Raw genomic sequence first — 17,753 nt, 5'->3', positions numbered from 1 at the left:
TTACTATCGCATTTTATTATTCTATTTTCTTGCACATTATTTGAGATGGTTAAAAACCGAGAACGTTCTCACCGTGATTCATGTACTAACCACCTCTCTCAAATTTTATTGCTACAGTACTTACTTATTGTTATAAAACATTCCATAACTTTTCATATGTGCTTAGTATGAATAATATTGTATAAGTGTTCTATTTTATCGCAATTTCCACATTCATACAGTGAATATATTACATAAAAATATTATTCATTTTAAACTAATTAACGTACGAAAGTATGAAATTTCGTTTTGTTTTCATGTAAGTTTTGTACTGTAAGGTCATTTAAACACAGCTATTAATCCATCGTAAAGAAGTATTTTCATTCCCTTTATTTTCAAGAACTCATGTCTTTATTCCAAAATAAAATCCGATTAACTTTCTCAATTAAAATATCCATATATCACAACAAAAAACACTGCTTACTCATAACTGATAATATTATATTGATATATCTTTTGAACCCGTATGCAATTATGCATAGTATATGCACAAAAAAGGATAACTTCACTTTCGTGAAGTTATCCTTAAAAAATTTCCTTACTTTTTCAAATGATACGGTACTGTCGTAATAACAACATTTCTTTTATAGAGTAAATACGCACGAATGAGTAAACTAGACTGATTATGAAGAATGTTATGCCAACCTTTTTTCGGAATAAACTGTGGTATAACGACCGTAACTCGGTAATTTGATTCACTCGCCTTATATTGTACTGTATCAATAAATTTTGTTAGCGGCTGAATAATACTTCTATAATGAGAATGTAATGTAACAAGCCTTACTTCAGGTTGCCACTTCTCCCATTTCTCTTCAAATTTCTTTTCCTCTTCTCTGTCAAAAGCAACATACACAGCGATAACTTGATCTGCAGAAAGAGCTTTAGCATAGTTCAGTGAATTTTCTACTACATGAGTCATACCAGCTACAGGAACGACAATTACATTCCCCTCAATCGGAACAATCCGTTCACAAGTTTTTAAACTTAATTGATCGCCCACTGCATCATAATGCTTCTTAATTCGATGGAACAAGAAGATAATGAAAGGTAAGAAAATAAGGATTGACCAAACTTGTGCGAACTTAGTTAAAAAGAACATACTCATTACGATAAAACTAATAACTGCACCAATTAAATTAATCGTTAAACGTAAAATCCATCCTTCAGGCTTTTCACGAAGCCATTTTAGTACCATTCCAGTTTGAGAAAGTGTAAACGGAATAAATACCCCTACTGCATATAGCGGAATCAAGTGTTCTGTTTTCCCCTGAAAAGCTACAATTAAAATAATCGAAGAAATCCCAAGTATAATAATACCGTTTGAATAACCTAGGCGGTCTCCTCTAATTGTAAACATTCTCGGTATAAACTTATCTTTTGCAAGATTAACTGCTAATAACGGAAATGCAGAATAACCTGTGTTAGCAGCAAGAATTAATATTAAAGCTGTTGTACCTTGTATGAAATAGTACATGAAATTACGCCCAAATGTTTGTTCAGCTATTTGAGATACGACTGTTACTTCCTTACTCGGTGTAACTCCGTAATAATAAGCTAAAAAGACAATTCCTGTGAATAAAACCGCAAGTAATGCACCCATTGCAAGCAATGTTTTTGCTGCATTATTAGGTGCAGGATCCTTAAAGTTTGGAATTGCATTAGAAATTGCTTCAACACCTGTTAATGCAGAACTACCTGATGCGAATGCTCTTAACAGTAGAAATAAACTAATTCCCGCGACTGGTGTTCCAATTGGCGAATGCAGCGTGGGTGAAACTTGACCAGTTAAAATATTGTATACCCCTACACCAATTAATATAAATAAAGCTAGAACAAATAGATAAACCGGATATGCTAAAACGGAAGCTGATTCCGTTACGCCTCTTAAATTTAAGATGGTAATCAATATGACAAATATAATCGCAATGATTACATTATGTGCATGTAAGCTAGGAAAAGCAGATGTGAGCGCATCTGTACCCGCAGATACACTTACTGCAACAGTTAAAATATAGTCTACTAATAAAGAGCCTCCAGCTATTAATCCTGGATTCATCCCTAAATTTTCTTTTGATACAACATAAGCTCCCCCGCCATGAGGATAAGCAAAAATAATTTGACGATAAGATAAAATAAGAGCTGTCAATAATACTAATACCCCAACAGCTATCGGAATGGAATACCAATAAGCTATTGCTCCAAGTCCTGCTAAAGCAATTAATATTTGTTCTGGACCATATGCAACCGATGACAATGCGTCAGAAGACAAAATTGCTAGCGCCTTCGTTTTATTGAGCTTTTGCTCCCCTAACTCAGTTGATTTTAACGGTCTTCCAATTAAAAATCTTTTAATAGATGAAACCACTGCTGTCCACTCTCCAATAATTTTGTACGAACTTTTCTGCTTGTTTCAGCCCATAAACTTTTTTAGAAAACAAAAAATGTCTACAAGCCGTCAAGAAATAGCCTTGTAGACATTATATTTTTTGTCGCACAAGCTCCACCTTCCTTCTCAATATAACGCTTACGAGGTTAGCTGTCGGATTCGGGCCTTTGAGTAGCCCTACCTTTTTCAAGGATTCACCCCATTGAATTATGCACTAATTCATTAAAACGGGTCCCCCGCACCATGCGGTTTAAGCGATTTAGAAAATTGAAACTGTGGATTATAATACTCCTTTATTTTTAAAATGTAAACAAAAATTTTTAAAAATAAAAAATTTTAAATGATTGCGCATAATCCGCCGATAAATATACATAATGAATACTAAAAAACCCTTAAAGGAGACCCGTATGTCTAAAAAGAAGAAACCGCTTTTTTCTGACTCATATTTAGATGCAGTAGCAAATGAAATTAATCAGTTATATGGTAAACGCGAACAGGAAATAAATTTGACAGAAAGAATTAAAAGAAACAAATAATTTGTCATACTCAAATAAAAAAGATAGCAATACACTTATATATTGCTATCTTTTTTATTATTTCATACATCTAATTATATTATGGATTTATTAAAGGTCGTTTCCTCATACACTTTCAAATTTTGATATACAGCACCTAATGAAGGTGCTTCTATAGAAAATTGTTCTGCTACATCCAGTAAGTATCCTTGTAAATGTTCCCCTTCGATGAGCGAGCCTTTTTCCATATCACGCTGCATAGATGACTTCATATCATAAGAAATTTTATCAATCGTTTTCATATGGTCCTCAATAATATTATCTTTAACCGGAGCCCCCAATGCCCTCATAATTTGCACAGATTCCTCAAATAAGTTTCGGATAAAATCATGTCCACCTTCACTCTCACGAATCGGTCCTATTGGTGCACGCATTAATGTTGTCACACCTGACATTACAGTGATAAATAAATATTTATGCCACATATCTTGCGTAATATTTTCACTTAAAACAAAACTAGCTTTTGTACCTGCAAATGCTTTAGAAATAGGCTTTATTCTCTCTGAATCTTGAGGCTTAATTTCCCCAAATACAAGTCTGTTTGCAGCACTAGTTTGTACAATTTCTCCTTGATCGTTTAACGTCGTCTCGATAAAGCATAAACCACCAATCACTTTTTCTTCACCGAATTCCTTTTGTAATAGTGATAAATGAGCGATACCATTTAACAATGGAATTATGACTGTATTTTCACCTACAAACGGCTTTAAATCTATGGTCGCGTCGTTTAAATGATACGCCTTTGTTGAAAATAAAATCACATCAAATGGAGAAGTTCTATCTTCTTTCGTTATCAGTTTCGGTTGAAAGGAAAAATCTCCATTAACACTACGAATAACAAGTCCTTTTTCCTCTAATTGCTGTTTTCTTTTGCTGCGAACGAGAAATGTAACATCTTCTCCCTTTTCTACTAATCGGCCACCAAAAAATCCGCCGACGCCACCAGCTCCTAATACTAAAATGCGCATACTACATCCCCCTTTTCATAAAACAATCACACTAGTTTTAGTATACATAATATTATACATGTCTCCTATTAAATAAGCTGAATTTTCATTCTTAAACTAGTGAAAACGAAAGGTTATTTAATAGGAAAATTGGGCATGTTGTTTCTATAGCTTATATGGAAAGGAAACAATGTAGATGGAGGCAATACAAACAATCGAAGAAAAAGATGTAACAACAGCTATATTTCAATTTATATTCCCGTTTTCGTTTAAAACTGGATATGAACAAAATATGTTCCCTTTCTTACAAAAAAATGATTTCCGGCCTTTTCGACTCGATCATCTCGAAGATGAAAATACATATTACGGGGAGTTTAAAGTTTCACATCAAAACATGGAAGCATACTATCTTTCATTTACGAATAAAATTCTCTTTCCTCCTTCAGAGCATCAAAAAGGATTACAGCGCTATTCTAAAGACCTTAATTTAAATGGACATTTAACAACAAATCTTATTTCCGTTCCATTCAAGATACATTCTATTGATGTAACACTTTGTCCTTATGAGCTTGGCTTCTTAACAATTCGAACAGAAGTCAAAACCGCTCCAAACATGACATTATCAGAAGCAATCGAATTCGCTTCTCGATTCCGTGTACTTGAAACTAGAAATGATACAACTGAGACTATTTGTATTGAATGTGATGAAAAAAAATATTCACAAGTAGAAAAACTTATATTCGGCGATTTATTTCATGGCTTAACAGACTTCTTTGAGAAAAAGAGATTGCGGAGTTCTTACTTTCAAACATTTCCATTCTTTGAAGATCAACGAATGTATGTACAAACTTTATTATCCATAAACAAAGAGTCAGACCTTCATGTAGTTGATGTATATCGAGCTTCTAGTCTTTCCGGATTAACAGACGATGGTAAGCCGTATATTAGCGCAAATAATGTTCCTTATATTCACGATTATTTAACAAAACATTCTTATCAAAGGTGGGCTCCTAATCGTTATTTCATAATGGAAGAACATATTTTCACATGTGTAACAAACGAAGATGAGAGTAAAATAACTAAACTTGCTAGTCAAATGTATGGGGAGTTTTATTACGCTTTATTATTAAACCTATTTCATAAAATTGTTTTATTAAAAATGGCAAACGCTTATGCTGAACTAAATATTGAACAAGATACAAATGAGATAGAGAAGTTAATTTACTCTATCAATTCGTTTACAGCTAACTATTTTTCTTTAGAATTAGTATCTCAATCACAAAGTGAAGATATTTTCTTCCGCTTAAGAAAACTTTTTAACATTGAAATACTATATACGAATGCCAAGCAAAATCTTGATAGTTTGTTTAAATATCAAGAGAATGTCGCCTCTAAAAAAGATAGCCTCTTATTATTAATTTTAACGCTCTACTCTGTTGTAGGCCAAATGTTAGGGTTTACTATGATTGATCTTTTAAGAAACACCGATTCAAACAAAATATCATCGCCTTTTGAATTTTTCGCTCTATTAATAGCGATTAGTGGCATAGTCATTTCACTTATTTTAGGTACACAAAGTTTATACCAATGGGGTGTACAACATAAACGAAGAAAAGCATGGGTAAAACAAACTGTACTTTCTGCTGTGAAAGAGAAGGATAGTACAAAGTAAATAAAAAACAGATGGCAGCACGATGCTACCATCTGTTTTCTATTATGCTTACTTCCCTGCTTCGATTTTTTCTAATGTAGCAGCTACTTGCTCTTCTGTTAATTCGTGTTGCACGATATAACGATTACGTGGGTGTACACGACATTCATGAGAACATGCACGTAAATGTTTTGCTTCACTTTCTTCAGAACATAAAATTTTCTTGTTACATTCTGGATTTGCACAGTTTACATAGCGCTCACAAGGTTCACCTGTAAAATGATCTTTACCAACGATAACATGTTCTTTTTGGTTTACTGGTACAGCGATACGCTCATCAAATACGTAACATTGACCATCCCAAAGTTCACCCTGTACCTCTGGGTCTTTTCCGTACGTTACAATTCCGCCGTGAAGCTGACTTACATCTTCATGGCCTTCTCGAACTAACCAACCAGAGAATTTCTCACAGCGAATTCCACCTGTACAGTACGTTAAAATCTTTTTACCTTCAAGTGTTTCTTTGTTTTCTCTAATCCAATCTGGTAATTCACGGAATGATTCAATATCTGGTTTGATCGCACCTTTAAAGTGTCCTAAATCAAACTCATAATCATTTCGTGCATCAATGATAACTGTATTTTCTTGTTTCATTGCCTCATAAAATTCTGTTGGTTCTAAATATTTCCCAGTCATTTCTTTTGGGTTAATGTCGTCTTCCAAGCGAAGTGTAACTAACTCTGGGCGAGGACGTACGTGCATTTTCTTAAATGCATGCTCATCCGCCTCATCAATTTTAAAAACGATTCCAGCAAAACGTGGATCATTGTTCATTACTTCCATGTATTTCTCTGTTTGCTCAACAGTACCTGAAGCAGTTCCATTAATTCCTTCTGTTGCTACAAGAATTCTTCCTTTTAACTCAAGTGAATTACAAAATTCTAAATGCTGTTCAGCAAATTCTTCTGGATTTTCAATTGTTGTGTACATGTAATATAGTAATACTCTATATGGTTTTGTAGTTGCCAATGTAGTTCTACCACCTATCTAAATTTTAAAATCATGTATAAGTTAACGTTCATATCAAAACATATATAATAAGAAAATATATACAAAATTGTACTTAGCCTATTTTCTTCTATTTACAATTTTTTCTATAAGTTAACAGAAATAAAAACAAGATTACAGAACAAAACACTACGGTTAGGTTGTAATCCCAATATATTATATATCATACAATTCCATTTCCATCAATTAATATGCTGTAATATAGGCTGTATGTTCACATAAATTTCAAAAACAACCCTATAATTTATTATCTTCTCCCTTATTCAACAACCATAAACTCCCAAAACATTTTCTCATCGTCACACCATTCATTGTACACAGTCATATAATTTGCATTAAGGAAACTTTTATGTTCAAATGAAATCATCACATAACATATCTAAATGTATTGAAATAATGAGTAAGAATAAGGTGAACACTACTATGAATAAAAATATATCAAAAGATGAACAAGTCCCTTCTCAAAGTACAACAGTTCAATCCGCTCATTTAGCGTTAAGTGGACAAACAAAAGGATTTAAAAGACTGTTACCATTCTTAGGCCCTGCTTTTATCGCATCAGTTGCTTATATTGATCCTGGGAATTTTGCAACGAATATGGCTGCTGGATCCCAATATGGGTATTTATTACTTTGGGTAATACTCGCTTCTAATTTAATGGCTGTATTAATCCAAACTTTATCAGCTAAATTAGGAATCGCTACTGGAAGAAACCTTCCTGAAGTAGCTCGCGAAAACTTCCCCAAACCAGTTTCCATCGGTTTATGGATACAAGGGGAACTCGTTATTATGGCTACAGATTTAGCTGAATTTATCGGGGCAGCACTCGGCTTATACTTACTATTTGGAATTCCGATGTTACCAGCTGCTTTAATTACAGCGGTTGGATCATTTATTATTCTTGAATTTCAACGCAGAGGCTTTCGTCCATTAGAAGCTATTATTACAGGGATGATTTTTATCGTTGTTATCGCTTTTGGTATCCAAGTCTTTTACGCAAAACCGGAATTAAGCCCTCTTCTTTCAGGACTATTTACTCCAAAATTCCAAGGTGTGGATAGCATCTTATTAGCAGCTGGAATTTTAGGCGCGACAGTAATGCCGCACGCAATTTATTTACATTCGGCCTTAACGCAGCGCCGCGTAGTCGGAACAAATGATGAACAAAAGAAAAAGATTTTCCGCTTCGAATTCATTGACATTATTATTGCGATGGTTATCGCTGGAGCTATTAACGCAAGTATGCTAATTGTTGCTGCTGCACTATTCTTTAAAAATGGTCTACATGTTGAAGATCTTGATGTTGCTTTCAATCAATTTAGTAATTTAGTCGGTCCTGTATCCGCTGCTTTATTTGGAATTGGACTCTTATCAGCTGGATTATCTAGCTCTTCTGTCGGTACAATGTCCGGTGATATTATTATGCAAGGATTCATTCGCATGCATATTCCGTTATATTTACGCCGATTTATAACGATGATTCCGCCTCTCGTTATTATCGCTTTAGGCGTAAACCCAACTTACGCTCTTGTAATGAGCCAAGTTGTATTATCATTCGGTATTGCGTTTGCATTAGTACCACTTATTATGTTTACAAGTAATAAAAAGATTATGGGCGCACTCGTTAACCACCGTATAACAACATTCATCGCATGGTTAATCGCTGCACTCGTTATCGTTTTAAATATTTTCTTACTGTATCAAATATTTGTTGGTTAATGAAAAAGGGTATTCCAATTTTAATTTGGAATACCCTTTTTCAGCGAAATAAATTTCTTCTAATTACCACTTATGTATGTACGTCTTTCCGGCATCATCGCTCCTTTTTCAGTTCGAAAGTATAGCGGTAATCCTTCCGTAAGAAACATACTCGTATTAGATGGATCCTGCCTCTGATGATGAATATGTAAATGTGGTTCACTTGAACTTCCTGAGTTACCGACTTGAGCAAGAACCTCCCCTTCATTTACGTGTTGTCCTTCTTTAACTTTAATTGACCCTTTCTTTAAGTGGGCGAGAAATAAAAATGTTCCTGTTTCATCTAACCGTAAATAAATATGATTCCCGGCCATTGACTGAAAATCATCCTTACACCTTGAAAAATCTTTATTTTCAGATTAAATTATATAATAACAAATACATTCTAGTTTCATATGAACAGGAGTGAAGGCATGTTTCCTATATTAAAAACTGAGCGACTTATTTTACGAGAACTTACTGAAGAAGATGCACCGGGTATATTACATTGCTTTTCGAATACCGATGTCCTGCGCCATTATGGCCAAAAGCCATTACAAAATTTGGATCAAGTAAAACAAATCCTTAATAATTTTAAGTTGAGTTACAACGCAAGAAGCGGTATTAAATGGGGCATCGAATTAAAAGACAAGAAAGGGCTCATTGGAACAATTGGTTTTCACGATTGGTCTTCTGAGCATAAACGAGCAAATATAAGTTATGCCTTTCTCCCTGAACACTGGGGAAATGGATATGCCACTGAAGCGGTTTCTGAAGTTATATCATATGGTTTCCACACGCTACATTTAAAACGAATCGGTGCAATTGTCTTTCTTGAAAACGAAGCGTCAAATAAAGTGCTTTTAAAATTAGGATTTGAAAAAGAAGGTGTTCTGAAAAATTATATGTATCAAGATGATATTCCATATGATACGAATTTTTATTCTTTATTAAAATCGGTTTAATAGAAATTATATAAAAAAGAAACCTCACTCTTTGAACTGTACCCTATAAAATGGACAGTTTAATAAAAAAGCCCTGAAAAATCAAGCACTTAAAAGGTGATTCCGATATTCGATCGGAGCCATCTTTTTTAATGTCCACTGATAACGATTATAATTATACTCCTCCATATAATCCTTTATGTTGAGCTCAAGGGATTCAAAGGTTTGACAATCTTTATAATCTAATTCATCTTTCATATGACCAAAAAAGGATTCCATTGGTGCATTGTCTAAACAATTGCCCCTACGGGACATAGATTGTCTGATCCCCATTTCTCTTACACGTTTCTGAAATTCAGGGTGTGTATAATGAATACCTTGGTCTGAATGTAGAAGCGCTTCAGGATGAATGACTTCTCCTAATCTCTCTTTCAAGTTATCTAATGTTTGATAGACGATATCCATTCGTAAAGAGGAAGAGACATGATAGGCTAAAATCTCTCGTGTTGCGCTGTCTTTTACACATGATAAATAAGCCTTCTTTCCTTTTCCATAAAATAAATAGGTAATATCCGTTAACATACTTTTTTCAGGCTCTTCTTGATTGAATTGGCGTTTTAAAAGGTTCGGACATGTTTTATGTTCTTGTGTCGCTTTTGCGATGTGTTTATAAGGATTCGCTCGGCGAATCTTTGTCACAAGGTTATATTTACGCATAATACGGTAAATACGCTTGAGATTCATACAAATTCCTTTTGTCTTTTCCAACACCATTTTGATAGAACGACCACCACATGTTTTCCCTTTTCGATTAAAAATTTCTTGGATCCATTCATAATCTGTTTCATCATTGCGTTCTTTTTCCAGCTGTTTATCTGTCTGATGAAGCCACGCATAGTATCCACTCCGACTTACCCCAGTCAGTGTGCAAAGGTAACGCACCATACGTGGGAATTGGAATCGACGTATGGTTTGTTCAATCAGTGTGTATGTTTCTCGTGGTGTTAACGCTTCTTCTGTAACGCCTGCCTTTCGAGTTCGTCTAACTTTTTTAGGAATGTCAATTCCGCTTCTAAAAACGCAATACGTGCTTCCGCTTTCTTTAATTTTTCATCAGAAGAGAGGGGTTTTTCCGAAGGGCGTCCCGTGCTTCCTTTCCCACGGCGTTCTGTATAAAAGCCTTCCTCACCAAATTGTTCAAAGGTTCTTCGCCAACGTTTCAAGCATTGTTTTGGTTTCTTCTCACCGATCACAGCTAAGTCAAACCCATTCTCTAAAAAGATTTGGCTAGGACCTTTTCCTTGTTGATTTTCTTTTACCGCTCTTACTTTGAAATCTGAACAATAGCTAATCGAACGGTCCGACGCTTTTAATACATTTTTATTTTTTTCTAGCTGTTTCATTTGAATTTCGTTAAAAATAATTTTACTCATTCTCCGTACCTCATTTCTATCGTTGGTTCCATTATAACGAGGTTTTTTGATAAAAATACACAAAAACCCCGAATCATGGGGCTTTTTTTAAGTGTCCATGATTCGGGGTACAGTTCACTTAAAAGTAAGGTTTCTTTTTTTATATAAATAATTTTACTTATTATCAATATAAGCATTCTTATAAGTATAAACGCCACCAAATTGATGCTTTTCAATTCCTTTTACATAATCCTTTTGTACATAAGCTGAACCAATATGGTAAAGCGGTGCTACCGCAGCGTCCTCTAATAGAATACGCTCAGCCTCTCGCAACGCTTCCCGTCTTTTCTTTTGATCTAGCACAAGATCATTTTTAGCTTTTTTTATTAGTTCATCGTAATGAGGATTAGAATAATTCATTTTATTATTTGGATTATTTGTCGTAAATAGCTCTAAATAACTAATTGGATCTTTATAATCCGGTCCCCAATTTACCATAGATATATCGTAATCACCTGTTTGTTCTAATTGTAATTTTTGCTTAAATGGCTGTTGTTTAATTTGTATCGTTAATCCATGCAAATTCTTCTCTAAGTCACCTTTTATATATTCCGCCATACGTTTTGCGTTATCTTGTTCAAACGTTAAGAACTCCAATGTTACCTGTTCTACCCCAAGTTCTTTTTTCGCTTCTTCCCAAACCTTTTTCGCATTTTGTAAATCATATGGAGAAAGATCTCCGTTTTCTTTTCTAAAATCTTTGCCAGTCTCTTCAGTTATATGACCAGCTGGTACAAGTCCACTTGCAGGTTTTGCCCCGTTATTTATAAAGTGAGCGACGAAATCATCTTTATTTAATGCCAATGAGATAGATTGACGTACTTTCTTATTTGCTAACGCATTATTTTTTTCATTAAAACGGAGCATCGCAATTCCAGGATCGCTCGACATGTGTAATTGCTTATTTCCTTTATACTTGTCTACAAATTGAGAATTAATTGGTACTCGATCCAAATCGCCAGCTTCATATAAATTTACTGCTGTCATTGTATCCTTCACAATTTGAAAGTTTATTTCTTCTAATTTCACTTTCTTTTCATCCCAATATGTATCATTTTTCTTTAATTGAAATTCTTGTTCATGCTTCCATTTTTCTAATACAAATGGGCCGTTATATATGAGATTACTAGGTTCCAATCCATAATTCTTTCCTTGTTCTTTTAAAAATGATTCATGCTGTGGTAAGTATATAGGTAGCGCTAGCAACTGTAAAAAATACGGAATTGGCTGCTCTAGTTCAACTTCTAGCGTATAATCATCTATTACTTTTACGCCAAGTTCATTGAGAGGAATTGTTCCCTTGTTTATTTCTTTCGCATTTTTTATATAAAACAGCATGTATGCATATTGAGACGCTGTTTCATGACTTACCGCTCGTCTCCACGCAAACATAAAATCATTTGCTGTTACTGAGTCTCCATTTGACCATTTTGCATCTTTACGCAAATCAAATGTATATTTTTTACCATCTTCACTTCTTTTAAACGATTTTGCTATAGCAGGAGTTGGATTATCTTGATCATCTAGCACATACAACCCTTCAAATATGTTTTGCATTACGTGTGCTGATGTACCATCCATCGTTTTTGTAGTATCAAGAGAAGGAATTTCTTCTGATACTGTTACATTTAACACTTGTTTTTTAGCTTCTGCATCACTTTTATTAGCTTTATTATTACAAGCTGTTAAAAATAAAGATGTAACAAGTGCGATTACCATTAAACGGCTCTTTTTTCGCTTCATGAATTGCGCTCCTTAAATATAAAATATTATAAAACGTTATATATTATAGCAGAAATACCAATAGAAAGATGCGACATTCTATTGAATATTTATTCGTTCAAGAAAAAAGCTACCCTTTTTTAAAAAGGATAGCTTTTTCAACCGACATATAATACCTATCTTTGTAAACCTCGTTTAAAACGACTTGCTTCGAATATAATACGCTCTTCATCTAATGTTTTACATTCACCATTCCAAACAACACGTTTACCGTTAATAATTACATCACTTATATCTTTTCCACTAGCTGCATATACAAGATGCGATAACACTTCATCTGCTGGTTGTAAATGCGGCTTATTAGATGGATCAATCGTAATAAAATCAGCACACTTTCCAACCTCAAGTGATCCCGTTTGTTTCATCCCAATTACTTCTGCTGCTCCTTTCGTCGCAAGAGAAAGAGCTGTTTCAACTGGCAATGCTGTTGCATCTTGATGAATACCTTTTTGTAATAAAGTCGCAATACGCATTTCTTCAAACATATCTAAATTATTGTTAGACGCAACACTATCTGTAGCAATCCCTACTTTAACCCCTGCTTCTAGCATCGCTTTTACATTCGCTATACCAGAACCTAATTTTAAATTACTATTCGGATTATGAGCTACTCGAACATCATGTTCTGCTAAAAATGCACGCTCATTTTCATTTAATACTACTCCATGCGCAATAACTGTTGGACGTTTAAACAATCCGCAACTTGCCGCATATTCTACTGGACGTTTTCCGTACTGTGCTTCAATATCACGTACTTCACGATCTGTTTCAGAAAGGTGGATATGAACCATAGTTTGATTTTCTACTGCAATACGTGCACACTCTTCTAACAGTTCTGTGGAACATGTATATGGACTATGCGGTGCAATCATCGTAGTTAACATACCACTTTCCTTATAATATCGCTTTACATATTTCTCCGCTTCTTCAATTGCTTTCTTTTCATCTTCTTTCGTTCCGAAGCTAAATAAAGTTCTTGAAACAGCAGCTCGCATTCCACTTTTTGACACCGTTTCCATAATTGCATCTTGATCTACTCCAATTGGATTAAACATATCAGAGAATGATGTTGTACCACTTTTCACCATTTCAAGTAATCCTAATTCCGTACTAGCAACCGCAAGCTCTGGAGTAAACTGGCTTTCAAGTGGCCAAATTCTCGTCTCAAGCCACGGCTGTAATAACATATCATCGCCAATACCTCTCAAAAGACTCATTACAACATGTGTATGTGTATTTACAAGCCCAGGTAAAAGCCACTTTCCTTTCATGTCAATTACTTCATCCACTTCAAAATCGTTAGCGAATTCTCCGCTATTTACATCTATAATTTGATCATTTTCTACAATGATATATCCATTTTCTATCACTTCATTTTGTTCATTCATCGTTACAATTGTAGCGTTTACATAAGTTGTTTTCAAAAGTATTTCCCCTTTCAACTCTATGAAGTTCCCTTTAATAAGTTACCACCATTATAGTAACTTATTAAAGATTAAGAGTCAAAAGATAATTTTAATTCTTTCATTATCTTTTCCTTCAAAATGTCATATTGTTTGTCATTTGTATCTGCAAATGCTTCTTCACGGCTCGACTTCACGTCCATATAGTTTAATTTTTCATGAAATTGAGTCCAAGTAAAATCATGCCTTTTCCCATCCACTGTATTGTAAAAATGCCACACTTCTCCTACTTTCGTCTTTTTTATCTCTCCCCCGCATAATTCTTGAATAATAAGGGCCGTTACACCACATTGTCCCTTTGCCGGGTTTTCGCTCGTCCACTTAGAACTCGTTTCTATTGACCAAGATTTTATTAACGCTTCATATATTGGTTTTGTCTTTTTATTATCCATTCTCAGCTTCCCCTGACATTGGTAGTTTTACACACGATATTGTAAAAGAGGTAAAAGGCGATTTTTAAAAACCGTTGATGGTGTCTCACCGATTAGTTTTGCCCCCATTTTCACGTAAAATCCTTTCGCATTTGGATCACTATCAATCGTAAAACTTTTCAATCCTAGTTCATTTGCTTGCTCTACTACAAACCTCCAAAGTATTTTCCCGTATCCTTTTCCTTTATAACTAGGATAAATGTATAGGAAATCGAGAGCATTTTCATTATGTAAAAATGAGAAAAATCCAATCTTCGCATCATCATTTTCTAAAACATATACAAAAGTTATTTTTTATGTAATCCTCTGAGATCGTTAATTCTTCCTTACAAGCTAAAATAAATTCTTCACTATAACCCCAAGTAGCTTTTGAATGTAGTGCCAGTTGACTTAGTTCATTCGCTTCACTTACTACTGCTTCTCTTACCTTCGATATGTAAACTACTAAAGTGATTCGGAAAGTAATTCAAAAAATCTTTAATTTTCATAGATTAGAAATCCACTTGCTTCTTTTATAACTTGCATTATAATATAGAAAAGTATTCTAAAAAATATTTCATTTAGGGGGAATTGCTTATGCCGTTGGATTACATTTCAGGTAACTAATATTCCAAAATTTGAAGGAGTGCCTGAAATTTGCTAAACTCATATATCAATTCATTCTTATATAAAAATATCGAAAAATTCAATGGTACAATTTTAGTAGCCCATAAAGAACAAACTCTTTATAAACAGTCATTTGGAAAAGCTAATTACGATTGGGACATACCTAATACAGCTACAACGAAGTTTCGTATCGGATCAATAACTAAAATCTTCACTGCAGTTGCTATTTTAATGCTTGTGGAAGAGAAAAAATTACAGCTACATGATACATTGGATCAATTCATTCCAACTTTCCCAAAAGGAAATCAAATTATGATTGAGCATCTATTAAGTCATACTGCTGGTGTTGGGAATATTACTGCTCAACACAACTTTTTAATACAGTCTTACCAGCCTCGAACACCGGATGAATTAATACAATGGATTATTACATGTCCCTTTGAATCTAGCCCTGGTGAAAAATTCAATTATTCGAATTCAGGTTATATTATATTAGGACACATCATTGAAGTTATAAGTGGGATTTCTTATGAAGAATTTCTTAAAAAGAAGATTTTATATCCACTCTCTATGATGAACACAGATGTTGATCTGAATCACACCATTCAAAAACATAAAGCAACTGGGTATGAGTTACATCCAATTCATGATTTACAGAACACATCATTTATTCATATGTCAAACTCGTATTCAGCTGGTGGATTATTTTCTACAGCCGAAGATTTATATATATTTGATCAAGCGATAAAAGAAAATCGTTTGCTTTCAAATAGTATGACGTCTCGCATGTTTACTGCAGGATCTTATGGAAATGGTTACGGCTGGAACATCGCTATGGCAGGCGAAAATAGTAAACTTGTATTCCATCACGGCGGCATTAACGGCTTTACATCCTCTTATTTACGGTTAATTGACAAAGAGGCTACAATCATCATTTTAAGTAATGTATCTACACTATTAACATCGACTCTTGCTAATGACATAGCTTCTTATATAGAGAATAACTATTAAAATTATTAATAGTTGTAACACGGTTCAATATATTGAACCGTGTTACAACTGATTTAATTCACCTTCGCACCATAACATCTCGCAACTGCAACCGCCTGCGCTATATCCAATTTCACATTTTTCAAATCAAAACTTTTAAAGTCGATTCTATCAACTACAGCTCCTTTTAAATCTGCACCGCTAAGTTTTGCCTTACCTAATTGTGCACCTGTTAAATCTGCTTCACGTAAATCTGCTTTTTCTAAATTACATTCATATAAGTCAGCTTCAATTAAACGAATCCCCTTTAACATTTGTTTACTTAAATTCGCAAACCTTAGATTCGTATATGACCAATCGCCGGAAATAATTGTTATTCCGTCTAAATTCGCCTCTTCAAAATCAGAACCAGTCATTTTACATTCTTCAAATTTGGATACAAATAAATTCGCACCAAAAAACTTACAATTAGCAAATGTAGTTCCTTGATGGATAGAAGCATTAAAAAGAGCACCAGTAAAATCACATTCTATGAAATTACAGTTTTTAGTAAAAACTTCTGATGCATCTATCCCTCTAAAACGGCATTTTATGAAGGTACAATTTTTCAATTCCTCTTCTTTTATCCAAACATCTTGAAAATCTATTTCTACATATTCTTTATTTACAAATTCACTCATAATCAATCCTCCAATTTTTCAAAAACCCTCACTTCAGCATGAAGTGAGGGTTTTTCTTATACAATATGCTCATCTAACCATGAAATCAAATCTTGAAATACATCTTCTCTATTCACTTCATGGAACATTTCATGTCTACCATTTTCATATAAACGCAGTGTTACATCTTTCACACCACATTTTTTATAGTTTTCATATACTTCATTTACACCTTTCCCCATATCCCCAACAGGGTCTCGATCACCAGAGAATATATGTATTGGAAGATTTTTTGGTGTCTTCTTATATTCTTCTAATTTATTTACTTCTAGAACTCCATGAAATAATTCTCGATAAAAACTCGTCGTACAAATGAATCCACATAACGGATCCGCAATATATTTATCAACTTGATTAATATCTGAAGATAACCAATCAAATTTCGTACGATTTGGCTTAAAGTGCGAGTTGAAGTTTCCGAAAGATAAGAAGTTCAGCATCGGACTTTTCGTTTTCTTTCCGCGAAGTTTCATCTCAATTGTCGCTACTTTATGACCAATACTTCCTAAAAGCCCTGGATTTCCACCAGTTCCTGAAATGAGAAATCCATCATATAATTCGCCTCTAATTTGTACAGCCCGTCTTGATAAAAAAGAGCCCATACTATGCCCAAGTAAAAATAATGGACCTGCCTGCTCTTCTTTTATCATTTCCGAAACAAAGATAACATCAGACACAGCCTGATTCCATCCTATATCCGGCTCGAAATGACCATAGTCCTCTTCTCTTTTTACTGTTTTCCCATGCCCTTTATGATCATGAGCATAAACACCATACCCTGCTTCTAATAAAGCATCAATAAATTCTGTATAAACACCTGCATGTTCTGTCATACCATGTGCAATTTGAACAATCCCCCGCGGATTTCCTTCTGGTAACCATTTACGCAAATAAATTTCCGATTTATCCAATGCCGTAACGAAATTTTCCTGTATGCTCATTC

Annotated in this window: 14 protein-coding genes, 2 pseudogenes and 1 riboswitch; of the genes and pseudogenes, 5 read left to right on the top strand and 11 right to left on the bottom strand. The window is 34.2% G+C overall.

Features of this window, described 5'->3' with window-relative positions; all coding sequences use genetic code 11:
• Window positions 1-577: 577 nt before the first annotated feature.
• Complete coding sequence (locus MHI07_RS08810) at window positions 578-2,404, bottom strand: APC family permease (RefSeq protein WP_002158334.1); 1,827 nt, start codon at window positions 2,402-2,404, stop codon at window positions 578-580.
• A 141-nt stretch (window positions 2,405-2,545) separates the two neighbouring features.
• Window positions 2,546-2,692: riboswitch (cyclic di-AMP (ydaO/yuaA leader) on the bottom strand.
• A 140-nt stretch (window positions 2,693-2,832) separates the two neighbouring features.
• Between MHI07_RS08810 and MHI07_RS08805 the strand changes: the two genes are divergently transcribed.
• Entirely contained in the window at window positions 2,833-2,961 is a 129-nt protein-coding gene (locus MHI07_RS08805; protein ID WP_000038255.1) for a hypothetical protein, read from the top strand.
• Window positions 2,962-3,035: 74 nt separating this feature from the next.
• Here MHI07_RS08805 and panE read toward each other — a convergent pair whose 3' ends face one another.
• Window positions 3,036-3,968 carry a 2-dehydropantoate 2-reductase gene (panE, locus tag MHI07_RS08800; RefSeq protein ID WP_340823135.1) on the bottom strand — a complete coding sequence of 311 codons (933 nt, stop codon included), beginning with the start codon at window positions 3,966-3,968 and terminating at the stop codon, window positions 3,036-3,038.
• A 175-nt stretch (window positions 3,969-4,143) separates the two neighbouring features.
• On the opposite strand from panE, the gene MHI07_RS08795 reads away from it, so the two are divergent.
• A complete protein-coding gene (locus MHI07_RS08795; protein WP_340823133.1) occupies window positions 4,144-5,619 on the top strand; it encodes a hypothetical protein in 1,476 nt (491 codons plus the stop codon).
• 48 nt (window positions 5,620-5,667) lie between these two features.
• Here the strand turns inward: MHI07_RS08795 and trhO are convergent, their stop codons facing one another.
• Window positions 5,668-6,627 carry an oxygen-dependent tRNA uridine(34) hydroxylase TrhO gene (trhO, locus tag MHI07_RS08790; RefSeq protein WP_340823131.1) on the bottom strand — a complete coding sequence of 320 codons (960 nt, stop codon included), beginning with the start codon at window positions 6,625-6,627 and terminating at the stop codon, window positions 5,668-5,670.
• A 462-nt stretch (window positions 6,628-7,089) separates the two neighbouring features.
• Here trhO and MHI07_RS08785 point away from each other — a divergent pair, with 462 nt between their 5' ends.
• Entirely contained in the window at window positions 7,090-8,385 is a 1,296-nt protein-coding gene (locus tag MHI07_RS08785) for an Nramp family divalent metal transporter (RefSeq protein ID WP_215581319.1), read from the top strand.
• A gap of 59 nt (window positions 8,386-8,444) precedes the next feature.
• Here the strand turns inward: MHI07_RS08785 and MHI07_RS08780 are convergent.
• Window positions 8,445-8,756 (bottom strand): annotated as a pseudogene (locus tag MHI07_RS08780) (M23 family metallopeptidase); the annotation flags it as partial.
• Window positions 8,757-8,837: 81 nt separating this feature from the next.
• Between MHI07_RS08780 and MHI07_RS08775 the strand changes: the two are divergent.
• The gene (locus MHI07_RS08775; RefSeq protein WP_002202421.1) at window positions 8,838-9,368 is read left to right on the top strand and encodes a GNAT family N-acetyltransferase; all 531 of its coding nucleotides are present in this window, start codon (window positions 8,838-8,840) and stop codon (window positions 9,366-9,368) included.
• Between the two features lie 81 nt (window positions 9,369-9,449).
• On the opposite strand, the gene MHI07_RS08770 is transcribed toward MHI07_RS08775, so the two are convergent.
• The 5 genes and pseudogenes from MHI07_RS08770 to MHI07_RS08750 all read right to left on the bottom strand — a co-directional run bounded on the left by MHI07_RS08770 (window position 9,450) and on the right by MHI07_RS08750 (window position 14,931).
• Window positions 9,450-10,780 (bottom strand): IS3 family transposase gene (locus MHI07_RS08770; protein WP_340822743.1). Its coding sequence is split into 2 segments (ribosomal slippage): window positions 9,450-10,393 and window positions 10,393-10,780, totalling 1,332 coding nucleotides; the frame shifts between segments, so codons are not numbered across the junction.
• A 153-nt stretch (window positions 10,781-10,933) separates the two neighbouring features.
• Complete coding sequence (locus tag MHI07_RS08765; RefSeq protein WP_215581317.1) at window positions 10,934-12,562, bottom strand: peptide ABC transporter substrate-binding protein; 1,629 nt, start codon at window positions 12,560-12,562, stop codon at window positions 10,934-10,936.
• Between the two features lie 155 nt (window positions 12,563-12,717).
• On the bottom strand, window positions 12,718-14,043 hold the full coding sequence (locus tag MHI07_RS08760) for a bifunctional S-methyl-5'-thioadenosine deaminase/S-adenosylhomocysteine deaminase (RefSeq protein ID WP_340823125.1): 1,326 nt from the start codon (window positions 14,041-14,043) through the stop codon (window positions 12,718-12,720).
• Between the two features lie 53 nt (window positions 14,044-14,096).
• On the bottom strand, window positions 14,097-14,456 hold the full coding sequence (locus tag MHI07_RS08755; protein ID WP_002158353.1) for a YunG family protein: 360 nt from the start codon (window positions 14,454-14,456) through the stop codon (window positions 14,097-14,099).
• Between the two features lie 27 nt (window positions 14,457-14,483).
• Window positions 14,484-14,931 (bottom strand): annotated as a pseudogene (locus tag MHI07_RS08750) (GNAT family N-acetyltransferase).
• 200 nt (window positions 14,932-15,131) lie between these two features.
• On the opposite strand from MHI07_RS08750, the gene MHI07_RS08745 reads away from it, so the two are divergent.
• Window positions 15,132-16,112, top strand: a complete 981-nt coding sequence (locus MHI07_RS08745; RefSeq protein WP_215581313.1) for a serine hydrolase domain-containing protein — start codon at window positions 15,132-15,134, stop codon at window positions 16,110-16,112.
• A gap of 53 nt (window positions 16,113-16,165) precedes the next feature.
• Here MHI07_RS08745 and MHI07_RS08740 read toward each other — a convergent pair whose 3' ends face one another.
• Both MHI07_RS08740 and MHI07_RS08735 read right to left on the bottom strand, forming a co-directional pair.
• Window positions 16,166-16,771, bottom strand: a complete 606-nt coding sequence (locus MHI07_RS08740; protein ID WP_215581311.1) for a pentapeptide repeat-containing protein — start codon at window positions 16,769-16,771, stop codon at window positions 16,166-16,168.
• A 56-nt stretch (window positions 16,772-16,827) separates the two neighbouring features.
• Entirely contained in the window at window positions 16,828-17,751 is a 924-nt protein-coding gene (locus tag MHI07_RS08735; RefSeq protein WP_340823120.1) for an alpha/beta hydrolase, read from the bottom strand.
• Window positions 17,752-17,753 lie beyond the last annotated feature (2 nt).

This window comes from Bacillus sp. FSL H8-0545 (genome assembly GCF_038006105.1).
GTDB lineage: Bacteria > Bacillota > Bacilli > Bacillales > Bacillaceae_G > Bacillus_A > Bacillus_A cereus_U.
This window is presented reverse-complemented; position numbering and strand designations above follow the sequence as displayed.